The sequence below is a fragment of the Rhizobium sp. N122 genome (genome assembly GCF_002211295.1).
Taxonomy (GTDB): domain Bacteria; phylum Pseudomonadota; class Alphaproteobacteria; order Rhizobiales; family Rhizobiaceae; genus Rhizobium.
Map to the genome: position 1 here is coordinate 304,524 of NZ_LOKU01000012.1, position 12,248 is coordinate 316,771.

General features: G+C 61.7%; 8 protein-coding genes and 1 tRNA gene. 7 read left to right on the plus strand and 2 right to left on the minus strand.

What is annotated here, in order from left to right:
- The first annotated feature begins 92 nt into the window (after positions 1–92).
- The 5 genes from ftsH to serA all read left to right on the plus strand — a co-directional run bounded on the left by ftsH (position 93) and on the right by serA (position 8,241).
- Entirely contained in the window at positions 93–2,024 is a 1,932-nt protein-coding gene (ftsH, locus tag ATY75_RS11810) for an ATP-dependent zinc metalloprotease FtsH (protein ID WP_003590353.1), read from the plus strand.
- A gap of 242 nt (positions 2,025–2,266) precedes the next feature.
- Positions 2,267–3,619: a phosphoglucosamine mutase gene (glmM, locus tag ATY75_RS11815; protein ID WP_003582103.1), complete on the plus strand. Its 1,353-nt coding sequence runs from the start codon at positions 2,267–2,269 to the stop codon at positions 3,617–3,619.
- 745 nt (positions 3,620–4,364) lie between these two features.
- Positions 4,365–5,201, plus strand: coding sequence for an outer membrane protein (locus tag ATY75_RS11820; RefSeq protein WP_088937669.1), 837 nt, complete (start codon positions 4,365–4,367; stop codon positions 5,199–5,201).
- A 183-nt stretch (positions 5,202–5,384) separates the two neighbouring features.
- A complete protein-coding gene (locus tag ATY75_RS11830; RefSeq protein WP_088937670.1) occupies positions 5,385–6,563 on the plus strand; it encodes a phosphoserine transaminase in 1,179 nt (392 codons plus the stop codon).
- Positions 6,564–6,645: 82 nt separating this feature from the next.
- Positions 6,646–8,241 (plus strand): phosphoglycerate dehydrogenase, encoded by a 1,596-nt coding sequence (gene serA / locus ATY75_RS11835; protein WP_088937671.1) that lies wholly within the window; start codon positions 6,646–6,648, stop codon positions 8,239–8,241.
- A gap of 181 nt (positions 8,242–8,422) precedes the next feature.
- Here the strand turns inward: serA and ATY75_RS11840 are convergent, their stop codons facing one another.
- Positions 8,423–8,686, minus strand: coding sequence for a hypothetical protein (locus tag ATY75_RS11840; protein WP_088937672.1), 264 nt, complete (start codon positions 8,684–8,686; stop codon positions 8,423–8,425).
- A gap of 510 nt (positions 8,687–9,196) precedes the next feature.
- Between ATY75_RS11840 and mnmA the strand changes: the two genes are divergently transcribed.
- Both mnmA and ATY75_RS11850 read left to right on the plus strand, forming a co-directional pair.
- Positions 9,197–10,396: a tRNA 2-thiouridine(34) synthase MnmA gene (mnmA, locus tag ATY75_RS11845; RefSeq protein ID WP_088937673.1), complete on the plus strand. Its 1,200-nt coding sequence runs from the start codon at positions 9,197–9,199 to the stop codon at positions 10,394–10,396.
- 136 nt (positions 10,397–10,532) lie between these two features.
- Positions 10,533–10,609, plus strand: a tRNA-Met gene (locus ATY75_RS11850).
- Here the strand turns inward: ATY75_RS11850 and ATY75_RS11855 are convergent.
- On the minus strand, positions 10,566–12,164 hold the full coding sequence (locus ATY75_RS11855) for a recombinase family protein (RefSeq protein WP_088937757.1): 1,599 nt from the start codon (positions 12,162–12,164) through the stop codon (positions 10,566–10,568). The two genes, ATY75_RS11850 and ATY75_RS11855, sit on opposite strands and share 44 nt — an antisense overlap.
- Positions 12,165–12,248: the final 84 nt, after the last annotated feature.

Below are 12,248 nucleotides of genomic sequence, written 5' to 3' on the forward strand. Positions count from 1 at the left end.
GGGATCGCCTTGGCAATCGCACGGCGCAACCCTATGTTAGAGAAGAATAAGACGGTCGCCATGAGGCGGCTGTTCCAGTGCTGGGGAGTTCAATGAACCCTAACTTACGTAACTTCGCCTTGTGGGCGATCATAGCGCTTCTGCTGATCGCCCTTTTCAGTATGTTTCAGACGGCGCCGGCGCAGACGGGCTCCCGCGAAATCCCTTATTCGCAGTTCCTGCGTGAGGTCGATGCGGGCCGCGTGAAGGATGTCGTCGTCACCGGCAATCGGCTGAGCGGAACTTATCTGGAGAACAACAACAACTTCCAGACCTATTCGCCCGTCATCGACGACAGCTTGCTCGATCGCCTGCAGGCCAAAAACGTTGCCGTCACTGCGCGTCCGGAGACCGATGGGTCCTCCGGCTTTCTGAGCTACCTCGGAACGCTGCTGCCGATGCTTCTCATCCTCGGTGTCTGGCTGTTCTTCATGCGGCAGATGCAGGGCGGCTCGCGCGGCGCGATGGGCTTCGGCAAGTCGAAGGCCAAGCTTCTCACCGAAGCGCATGGCCGTGTCACCTTCGAAGACGTCGCCGGTGTCGACGAGGCCAAGCAGGATCTCGAAGAAATCGTCGAATTCCTGCGGGATCCGCAGAAGTTCCAGCGTCTCGGCGGCAAGATCCCGCGTGGCGTGCTGCTCGTCGGTCCTCCGGGCACCGGTAAGACGCTGCTCGCCCGCTCGGTTGCCGGCGAAGCCAACGTGCCCTTCTTCACCATTTCCGGTTCCGACTTCGTCGAAATGTTCGTCGGCGTCGGCGCTAGCCGTGTGCGCGATATGTTCGAGCAGGCGAAGAAGAATGCGCCCTGCATCATCTTCATCGACGAAATCGATGCCGTCGGCCGTCATCGCGGCGCCGGTCTCGGCGGCGGCAATGACGAACGTGAGCAGACGCTGAACCAGCTGCTGGTCGAGATGGATGGCTTCGAGGCGAATGAAGGCGTGATCCTGATCGCCGCCACCAACCGCCCCGACGTGCTCGACCCGGCGCTGCTGCGTCCCGGCCGTTTCGACCGTCAGGTCGTCGTGCCGAACCCCGATATCGTCGGCCGCGAGCGCATCCTCAAGGTGCATGCCCGCAACGTTCCGCTGGCGCCGAATGTCGATCTCAAGGTTCTTGCCCGCGGCACGCCCGGCTTCTCCGGCGCCGATCTGATGAACCTCGTCAACGAAGCCGCCCTGATGGCCGCCCGCCGCAACAAGCGCGTCGTCACCATGCAGGAATTCGAAGACGCCAAGGACAAGATCATGATGGGCGCCGAGCGCCGCTCCTCGGCCATGACCGAGGCGGAAAAGAAGCTCACCGCTTACCATGAGGCCGGTCACGCCATCACCGCGCTGAACGTCGCCGTCGCCGATCCGCTGCACAAGGCGACGATCATTCCGCGCGGCCGTGCACTCGGCATGGTCATGCAGCTTCCCGAGGGCGACCGCTACTCGATGAGCTACAAGTGGATGGTTTCGCGCCTCTGCATCATGATGGGCGGCCGTGTCGCTGAAGAACTCACCTTCGGCAAGGAGAACATCACCTCGGGTGCGTCCTCCGACATCGAGCAGGCGACTAAGCTTGCCCGCGCCATGGTGACGCAATGGGGCTTCTCCGACCAGCTCGGTCAGGTTGCCTATGGCGAGAACCAGCAGGAAGTCTTCCTCGGCCACTCGGTTTCGCAGTCGAAGAATGTTTCGGAAGCCACCGCGCAGAAGATCGATAACGAAGTGCGGCGCCTGATCGACGAAGCCTATACGCAGGCGCGCACGATCCTGACTGATAAGCACGACGAATTCGTCGCGCTTGCCGAAGGTCTGCTCGAATACGAGACGCTAACCGGTGAAGAGATCAAGGCGCTGATCCGCGGCGAGAAGCCGTCCCGTGATCTCGGCGATGATTCGCCGCCGAGCCGCGGCTCGGCCGTTCCGAAGGCCGGCGCGCGGCCTGCCGCCAAGGGCGACGAGCCCGAAGCCGGCCTTGAACCGCAGCCGCATTGAGCGGCTGGCATCATCTTGAACAAGGCCGGATTTCCCCAGCGGGAGATCCGGCCTTTTCTATTGGTAACGGGATATAATCATTTTTCTTGCTAATTTACGTGCCGATCGCCGCATTTTGTGGCATTCCGCTGAATTGAGGCAAGCGTGAATCACGCTCCTGGATTGACGACATTCCATGGAAGCCGGATTCGCTTGGAACGGTGCGCTGCCTTGAATGGCGCGCGGAAAGCGCAGGAGTGCAGATGAAGAGACGCTATTTCGGAACCGACGGCATTCGCGGCCAATCCAACGTCTTCCCGATGACGCCGGATCTCGCCATGCGGGTCGGCATTGCCGCCGGCACGATCTTCCGCCGGGGCAACCACCGCCACCGCGTCGTCATCGGCAAGGATACGCGCCTTTCCGGTTATATGCTGGAGAATGCCATGGTCGCGGGCTTTACGGCCGCCGGCCTCGACGCCTTCATTCTCGGCCCGATCCCGACACCTGCCGTCGCCATGCTGACGCGCTCGCTGCGCTGCGATATCGGCGTGATGATCTCGGCTTCGCATAATCCTTACGAGGATAACGGCATCAAGCTTTTCGGTCCCGATGGTTACAAGCTTTCCGACGACCTCGAGGCCGAGATCGAGGATCTGCTCGAAAAGGACCTGAACGCCCAGCTTGCCAAATCCGATGACATCGGCCGCGCCAAGCGCGTCGACGGTGTGCATGACCGCTATATCGAACATGCCAAGCGCACGCTGCCGCGCGACGTGACGCTGCAGGGTCTGAGGATCGCCATCGACTGCGCCAATGGCGCCGCTTACAAAGTGGCGCCGGCCGTGCTCTGGGAGCTCGGCGCCGAGGTCGTTACCATCGGCAACGAGCCGAACGGCACCAACATCAATCTCAATTGCGGCTCCACCAGCCCGGTCGCGCTGCAGAAGAAGGTCGACGAGGTGCGCGCCGATATCGGCATCGCGCTCGATGGCGATGCGGACCGCGTCATCATCGTCGATGAAAATGGCTCGATCGTCGACGGCGACCAGCTGATGGCCGTCATCGCCGAGAGCTGGGCCGAGAGCCAGCAGCTGCGCGGCAACGGCATCGTCGCCACCGTGATGTCCAATCTCGGCCTCGAGCGCTTCCTCGACGAACGCGGCATGGCGCTTGCCCGTACGCGGGTCGGCGACCGCTATGTCGTCGAGCATATGCGCCAGCACAATTACAATGTCGGCGGCGAGCAGTCGGGCCACATCGTGCTTTCGGACTACGGCACGACCGGCGACGGTCTGGTCGCAGCGCTGCAGATCCTGGCCGCGGTCAAGCGAACCGGCCGGACTGTCAGCGAGGTCTGCCGCCGCTTCGAGCCGGTGCCGCAGCTCCTGCGCAACGTCCGCATCAGCGGCGGCAAGCCGCTGGAGGATATCCAGGTGCAGAAGGCGATCGCCGATGCCGAAGCCGAGCTCGCCAAAAACGGCCGCCTCGTCATCCGCCCCTCGGGCACCGAGCCGCTGATCCGCGTCATGGCCGAAGGCGACGACCGCGCCCAGATCGAACGCATCGTCAACGAGCTGATCGGCACGATCTCGAACGTGCGGACTGCTGCCTGATTCTTTGAAGACAGATCGGGCTCGGCGACAAGCTTGGCGGGTCTCGGAGGATGGGCGACGTCCTCTCTCCGTCCTCATCCTGAGGCGCCCCGAAGGGGCCTCTAAGGACGAGGCCGACCACTGGTGTACTATCCAATAATTCGGATGGCTGTGACTGCGCAGCCAACCGCTCCCGTCGTTCGAGGCCCCTACGGGGCGCCTCAGGATGAGGGCTGATCGTGCCGTGTGGCTAATGGGCGTGCTTTGCTCGTGAGGTTTCGTTCGACGCCATGCTCTACGGCAGAAGATCTAGCGCAAGGATCAACCCAGCCCACCTTCATTCCTGTGCTCGTCACAGGAATGAAGGCACGGCGCGTCGGCGCCGTGAATGACTCCCCTGCCAGTAAGGGAGTTTGCCGCGCCCAAGGACTTGGACGCACTGGATTCCTGTAACGAGCACAGGAATGAGGGTGGGGGACACCCTCACCAATTTATCACCCGCCGGATGACGATTGTATGCCGTGCCGCGGCCGGTCGAAGATCACGGGAAGAGCTGGTTCGTTATCCAGCCAAACGGTCTCGTCAGGGCGTCTTCTCAAAGACTTACCGCAGCAATCCATGTTTTCTCTACCTGAAGCTTCAAGATCTACGGTAAATAATCGTGGTTAAGCAGCTTTTAACGTTTCCCATTCATTATCCATCCGAAGCGTATCAGTCCGGCAGCGACTTGAAGCCTGCCGACCCAACGGATTTTGGAGTGGGATCCATGAAAAGAAGCTTGTCCGGCATCTTCGCCGCATTGTTGATCGCGACAAATGCCTATTCCGCGGACCTCGCCCCCGCTGAGCCTATCCCGGAGCAGCCGCCCGAAGTGGCGGTCAGCGAAGCGACCGGCTGGTACCTGCGCGGCGATGTCGGCTATGCCTTCACCGATCTGCGCGGCGCCCGGTATTTCCAGGGCAGCAACGCCACCGAGGTCGATTTCGACGACGCTGACCTCGACGACGCATGGACGATCGGCGGCGGTGTCGGTTATCAGATCAATAGCTATCTGCGCACCGATCTGACCTTCGACTATCTGACGCAGGCCGATTTCAAGGGCTCGACGGTCGGGCAGTGCGGCTTCCCGCTGGTGGATTGCACGTCGAGCGACCGCTCTTCGCTGACGGCTTATACGCTGCTTGCCAACGCCTATGTCGATCTCGGCACCTATGGCTACGTTACGCCTTATGTCGGCGCCGGTATCGGTGGCTCCTACGTCAAGTGGAAGAACCTGCGCAACGTCGCCTGCGCCGATGACGGCAGCTTCTGCGACGATCAGGTCACCCATGGCGGCAAGGGCAACTGGCGCTTCACTTACGCCCTCATGGCCGGCGCCTCGGTCGACGTGACCTGCAACTTCAAGGCCGATGTCGGCTACCGCTACCTGCATATCGACGGCGGCAACATGTTCGGCTATGCCGAAAACGGCGGTCCGGGCCGCGACAAGGGGCTCAGCGCCCATGAAGTCCGCGTCGGTGGCCGCTACCTCTTCGGCGGATGCGCCCAAGCGAGCTACGAACCGCCGCCGGAAATTCCGCTGCAGCCGGCGGTCTACAAGTAAGCTCAATTCGCGCCCATCAGAAAGCCGCCCGCCCGGGCGGCTTTTTGCTGCGTCAAGCGTGCCTGCGTCAAAATATCCTCTCTCTGCGACACTTCGATCTTGACTATGACGCCTGCTATCCATACACACGGCGGCGGGACACCCTTCCCCAACGAAGGGCTTTCTATCTGAGAGGATAGCATCATGGCGAAGACCGCAAAGCCGGACATCCGTCCGAATAATACTCATTTCTCTTCTGGCCCCTGCTCGAAGCGCCCCGGTTGGTCGCTCGAAGCCCTTTCCGACGCGGCCCTTGGCCGTTCGCACCGCGCGAAGGTCGGCAAGAGCAAGCTCAAGCAGGCCATCGACCTTACCCGTGGAATTCTCGACGTGCCGGCGGATTATCGCATCGGCATCGTTCCGGCATCCGATACCGGCGCCGTCGAAATGGCGCTCTGGTCGCTGCTCGGCGAACGCGGCGTCGACATGCTCGCCTGGGAAAGCTTCGGCGCCGGCTGGGTCACCGATGTCGTCAAGCAGCTGAAGCTCAAGGACGTGCGCAGGCTCGAAGCCGGTTACGGCGAGCTTCCCGATCTCTCCGCCGTCGATTTCGACCGCGACGTCGTCTTCACCTGGAACGGCACGACTTCGGGTGTGCGCGTGCCGAACGCCGATTTCATCCCCGCCGACCGCAAGGGCCTGACGATCTGCGATGCCACCTCGGCCGCTTTCGCCCAGGAACTCGATTTCGCCAAGCTCGACGTCGTCACCTTCTCCTGGCAGAAGGTCCTGGGCGGCGAGGGCGCGCATGGCGTCATCATTCTTTCGCCGCGCGCCGTCGAGCGCCTAGTCACCTATACGCCCGCCTGGCCGCTGCCGAAGATCTTCCGCATGACCTCTGGCGGCAAGCTGACGGAAGGCATCTTCCAGGGCGAGACGATCAACACGCCGTCGATGCTCTGCGTCGAGGACTATATCGATGCGCTGGTCTGGGCCAAGGGCCTCGGTGGCCTCAAGGGGCTGATCGCGCGTGCCGATGCCAATGCCAAGGTCATCCACGATTTCGTCGCGGCCAACGACTGGATCGCCAATCTCGCCGTCAAGGCGGAAACGGCCTCCAACACCTCAGTCTGCCTGAAGATCGTCGACAAGGACATCACGGCGCTGGATGACGACGGCCAGGCGGCTTTCGCCAAGGGTCTGGTCGGCCTGCTGGAAAAGGAAGGCGTCGCCTATGACGTCGGCCATTACCGCGATGCGCCGTCCGGCCTGCGCATCTGGGCCGGCGCCACGATCGAGGCATCCGACATGCAGAAGCTGATGCCCTGGCTTTCCTGGGCCTTCGAAACACAGAAGGCGCAGCTCGCTCAGGCGGCAGCCTGACGTGATCGCATCCGGCTCCGCCATAGGGCGGAGCTTCGCATCTCTATTCATTCATCGCTGAACACTTTTGAAGGAGGCCACAATGGCACCTCGCGTTCTCGTATCCGACGAATTGTCGGAAACCGCCGTCCAGATTTTCCGTGACCGCGGCGTCGAAGTCGATTTCGAACCGCAACTCGGCAAGGACAAGGACCGTCTGCTCGACGTCATCGACAAATATGACGGTCTCGCCATCCGCTCCGCCACCAAGGTGACCGAAAAGATCATCGAAGGGGCGAAGAACCTCAAGGTCGTCGGCCGCGCCGGCATCGGCGTCGACAATGTCGATATCCCGGCCGCTTCGCGCCGCGGCATCATCGTCATGAATACGCCCTTCGGCAATTCGATCACCACGGCCGAACACGCGATCGCGTTGATGTTCGCCGTCGCCCGCCAGCTTCCGGCAGCCGATACCTCGACGCAGGCCGGCAAGTGGGAGAAGTCGAAATTCATGGGCGTCGAGATCACCGGCAAGACGCTCGGCGTCATCGGCGCCGGCAATATCGGCTCGATCGTCTGCGCCCGCGCCATCGGCCTGAAGATGCATGTCGTCGCCTACGATCCGTTCCTCTCCAAGGAGCGCGCCGAGGAGATGGGCGTCACCAAGGTCGAGCTGGACGAGCTTTTCGCCCGGGCCGATTTCATCACGCTGCATGTGCCGATGACCGACAAGACGCGCGGCATCCTCAACAAGGAAGCGCTGGCAAAGACCAAGCCGGGCGTGCGCATCATCAACTGCGCCCGCGGCGGCCTGGTCGATGAAGCGGCTCTCGCCGACGCGATCAAGTCCGGCCACGTCGCGGGTGCTGCCTTCGACGTCTTCGAGGTCGAGCCGGCCAAGGAAAGCCCGCTCTTCGGCCTGCCGAACGTCGTCTGCACGCCGCATCTCGGTGCCTCGACCACCGAGGCGCAGGAAAACGTCGCTCTCCAGGTGGCCGAGCAGATGGCGGATTACCTCGTCAAGGGTGCGGTCTCCAACGCCATCAACATGCCGTCGATCACCGCTGAAGAAGCGCCGATCCTGAAGCCTTTCATCCGCCTTGCCGATGTTCTCGGCGCCTTCGTGGGCCAGGTCACCGAGGAGCCGATCAAGGAAATCGAGATCCTCTACGACGGCATCACCGCCAACATGAACACACGGGCGTTGACGAGCGCGGTGCTTGCCGGCCTCATCCGCCCGCAAGTCGCCGACGTCAACATGGTTTCGGCGCCGATCATGGTCAAGGAAAAGGGCGTCGTGCTTTCCGAGGTCAAGCGCGACAAGACGGGCGTGTTCGACGGCTATATCAAGCTGACGGTGACGACCGAGAGCATGACGCGCTCGGTCGCCGGCACGGTGTTTTCGGATGGCAAGCCGCGCTTCATCCAGATCAAGGGCATCAACCTTGATGCCGATGTCGGCTCGCACATGATCTACATCACCAATACCGACGTCCCTGGAATGATCGGCTTCATCGGCACCACGCTTGGTACCGCTGGCGTCAACATCGCCAACTTCCAGCTTGGCCGCGACAAGCAGGGCGGTGACGCCATCGCGCTGCTCTATGTCGACGGCGAGGTGGATGAGGGCGTGCTCGCTCGGTTGACGGCCCACCAGGCGATCCGGCAGGCGAAGCTGCTTACCTTCAATATCGACTAATGCATGTCGCCGGGAAGTGTGCAGCGGTTCCCGGATAACGACATGCATAAACAAAGAGCTAAAGCGCGTCGCATGAATCAAGTTAACCGCGACGCGCTTTAAGTTTCTTCCTTCCAAGGAAAACAGCAAAACCCGGCGCTGGAAACGGCGCCGGGTTTTTGCTGCTAAGAAATGGAAGAACTCAGTGGTGCTTGCGTCGGCGGACGATCCGGCCGAGGCGGGCGGCGTCGTCCTGCGCCTTGGTGCGATGAAGAAAAGCGAGCCGGCTGCCGTCTAACCCCTGGAAGAATTCGTCCCAGGAAATCTCCTCCGTCGGTTTCGAGGAGAAATCGACGCCGACGGTTTCGCTATCCCGGGCATCCTTGATCCGGGCGGGGTGGCCGCCGCGCTCCTCGATCCAGTGTCTGATCCTCGTATAATCCGCTGTCGTTCCGAACCTGGCCATCAAACCCTCCACAGTAATTCGATTGCGACATTCACCACCTGCAACGCATGATCGAGCGAAACGTTCCACAGCGGGTAAAATATCTTATCGAATGATTTCCGGCGAGCCGGTTCCCCGCTCAAGCATTCGTCATTTTGAAAATGGCGGCCGAACCGGCATAATTCACTTGGGCTGGAAAGGAGGATGTTTATGAAACGCTATTCATTCTCGATAATCGGACTGGCGCTCTTGACCGCCATCATCGCCAATCCGGGCATCGCATTCGCCTGCAACAAGCTGATCGGCACCTGAGCCGCACCCCCGCTTCCAAGGCGCGGCTACCGCTGCGCCTTGCTTTGCCAGGGAACTCCAAAAATCCGCTATCCGCCACCGCCTCTTGCGTCCCGATGCAATCCTTTCTATATCGGTTCCTCATCGACAAATGGCGGCCGATCCCGCCTGATATCGGCAAATCCGCCGCAATTGCAGCCCAAGGGCGGATCGTGACCCACGCAGAATTTGGCACCACCGTTGAACACACTGGATTTTGACAAGCAGCCGGAAGAGACCCGTGTCGTCGTTGCCATGTCGGGCGGCGTCGATTCATCCGTCGTCGCCGGCCTTCTCAAACAGCAGGGTTACGACGTGCTCGGCATTACGCTGCAGCTATACGACCATGGCGCCGCTGTTCACCGCGCCGGCTCGTGCTGTGCCGGCCAGGATATCGACGATGCCCGCCGCGTCTGCGAAACGCTCGGCATCCCGCATTACGTGCTCGATTACGAGAAGCGCTTTCGCGAGACGGTGATCAATCCCTTCGCCGAAAGTTATGTTGCCGGCGAAACGCCGATCCCCTGTGTCTCCTGCAATCAGACCGTCAAGTTCGCCGATCTTCTGGCGACCGCCAAGGAACTCGGCGCCGATGCGCTGGCGACCGGCCACTATATCCGCTCGCGGCCGAACCCGTCGCCCGAGCATCCCGGCCGCCGCGCGCTGTATCGCCCGGCCGATGCCGATCGTGACCAGAGCTATTTCCTGTTCGCCACGACACAGGAACAGATCGACTATCTGCGCTTTCCGCTCGGCGGCCTGCCGAAGGCCGAGACCCGCAGGCTGGCCGAAGAGATGGGCCTCGTCGTCGCTAAGAAGGCCGACAGCCAGGACATCTGCTTCGTGCCGCAGGGCAAATATTCTGACATCATCACTAAGCTGAAGCCGAATGCGGCGCTCGCCGGTGAGATCGTCCATCTCGACGGCCGGATCCTTGGAACTCATGAGGGCATCTTACACTTCACCATCGGCCAGCGCCGCGGCATCGGCATCGCCACCGGCGAGCCGCTCTACGTCGTCTTTCTCGACGCCCGCTCGCGCCGCGTCATTGTCGGACCGAAGGAGGCGCTGGAAACGCACCGCGTTTATCTGCGTGACGTCAATTGGCTGGGCGACGAGACCCTTGCTCAGGCTGCCGCCGGTGACGGGTTTGCCTGCTACGCCAAGGTCCGCTCGACACGGGCGCCGGCACCCGCCGTGCTGCATGTCGACGCCACGGGCGCCTATGTCGATCTGACGGTCGGCGAGGCGGGCATCGCCCCCGGCCAGGCCTGCGCGCTTTATTCCGCACCCGGCGACGACGCCCGGGTCTTCGGCGGCGGCTTCATCGAGCGCTCCGAGCGCGAACCCTCGGCCGAGGCCTCGCTAAAGGCCCTGCTGGCCAGCCCCGTCGCCGCCTGAATCCAATAGGAGAGGGCGGGCGGCAAAGCGCACCGTTTTTCTCGATCATGCGCTTGACACAAAGCCGAAGCGCACCTTATAAGCCGCTCATCCCACGAGCCCGCAGCGCTTCGCGAGCAGGTATCGTTTGACCAGTGGCGGAGTAGCTCAGCAGGTCAGAGCAGAGGAATCATAATCCTTGTGTCGGGGGTTCAAATCCCTCCTCCGCTACCAACAAAACAGACGACAAGTCTGGGCCGGTAATTCCTTCCAGCCAACCCCTGATTTCATAGTGGTATGCCTCCCCCGGTTTCCGTCGGGAAACGATGATGCCCGAAATCACCTCCCTGAAAGACCGTGCCATCTCCGGCGTTGGCTCCGCTCCTCGCTGCTTGAGGATTTCAGCCAGGCTTTCCACATCTTCCCGAAATTTTGTGACGGCTTTCGGCTTGATCTCGATGACGTTCGTCGGGGGCTCCTGTGCATCGAGTTCCGCCTTCAGCCTGGCTCGCTCGGCCTTCATCGGCGGCAGCATCGACAACACATCCTCTTCCTCGATCGTCCCGCGCGCCACCTGATCAAGAAGCCGGTTTATCCGCTCCTGGACGTCCGCCAGGGCGCGTTCAGTGCTGCCGCGGCTATTGCGCCGCTCGGCAGCCAATCGCTTGCTCTCGGCCTGATATTCGGTGACGTAGGCGTCGATATAGGATGTGTCGGCAAACATCTCCCGCAATCGATCCATAACATCGCGCTCGATCTTCTCGACGTAATAGCGGGCGTCGTTCGGGCAACTGCCCGATTCTTTGTTCACTGTGCACTGGACCCGCGGGCCGCTACGGTCAGTGCCGATAATCGATAGCGAACCTCCGCACTCGCAGCGCAGAAGTCCGGACAGCAGGCGCTTGTTCTTCGGCGCCGATCGTGCTGCCGCGCCGGTCCGCTCCGTCTTGCTGTCCCTCACGAGCCGGAAAAGTTTGTCATCGATGATGCGCAGATGCGGCGCATCGATCGTCTCCACTGCCGAATCGTCATTGACACGCGACACCCGCTTTCCGGTCGACGGATCCTTGACCATGTGGACGCGGTTCCAGACGATCTGGCCGGCATAGATCGGATTTCGAAGGATGCCGTTCCCTCGATTGCTATTCCCATTGATGGTCGAGGCATTCCACTGCTTGCCCCGCGGCGCTGGCACGCCTTCATCATTCAGAGCCTTTGCGATGGTGCGCGCGCTTAGGCCGGCGGCGTACATGTCAAAGATCCGGCGGATGATAGCCGCTTCCTCCTCGACAATCTCCAGTTCGCCCTTCTGGCCCTGTATCGGCCGGTACCCGTAAGCCTTGCCGCCAGGATTGCGCCCAGAGCGCACAACGCCGGTCATGCCGCGCTTTACCTTGCGGGCGCCTTCCTCACGCTGCATCTGGCCCACGATGCCGTAAAGCCCGATCTGAGCGGTATCCATCAAGCCGCCGTTGACGCACTGCATTTCGATGTTTCGGAACTTCAGGCGCTTATGGATGTCGGCAAGGTCGGCAATATCGCGGGAGACGCGGTCGGTGTGTTCGGTGATGAGGATTTCATATTCCCCGCGTTCGGCAGCCATCATCAGATCGGCAAGCCCCGGCCGTCCAAACATCGACGCTCCGGATTTTGCCCGATCGGAATACTGCTTTACGATGGTGACGCCCAGCCGCGCCGCAAAGTCCTGGCACAAGCTGAACTGGTCCTCGACCGACTTGTCGTTTTGCAAATCGGTCGAGAAGCGACCGTAGAACACTGCGCGTTTCATTGCTTTGTGGCCTGCTTTTCCTCTGAGATGTTCTCATTAGCGGGGGTGGGCGGAATGGCGTCAAGCCGCGCCCGCCGCCTGGCG

Bases quoted from the DNA above. Each gene is read 5' to 3' on its own strand.
- ftsH (WP_003590353.1), top strand. From the start codon at position 93: ATGAACCCTAACTTACGTAACTTCGCCTTGTGGGCGATCATAGCGCTT.
- glmM (WP_003582103.1), top strand. From the start codon at position 2,267: ATGAAGAGACGCTATTTCGGAACCGACGGCATTCGCGGCCAATCCAAC.
- ATY75_RS11820 (WP_088937669.1), top strand. From the start codon at position 4,365: ATGAAAAGAAGCTTGTCCGGCATCTTCGCCGCATTGTTGATCGCGACA.
- ATY75_RS11830 (WP_088937670.1), top strand. From the start codon at position 5,385: ATGGCGAAGACCGCAAAGCCGGACATCCGTCCGAATAATACTCATTTC.
- serA (WP_088937671.1), top strand. From the start codon at position 6,646: ATGGCACCTCGCGTTCTCGTATCCGACGAATTGTCGGAAACCGCCGTC.
- ATY75_RS11840 (WP_088937672.1), bottom strand. From the start codon at position 8,686: ATGGCCAGGTTCGGAACGACAGCGGATTATACGAGGATCAGACACTGG.
- ATY75_RS11855 (WP_088937757.1), bottom strand. From the start codon at position 12,164: ATGAAACGCGCAGTGTTCTACGGTCGCTTCTCGACCGATTTGCAAAAC.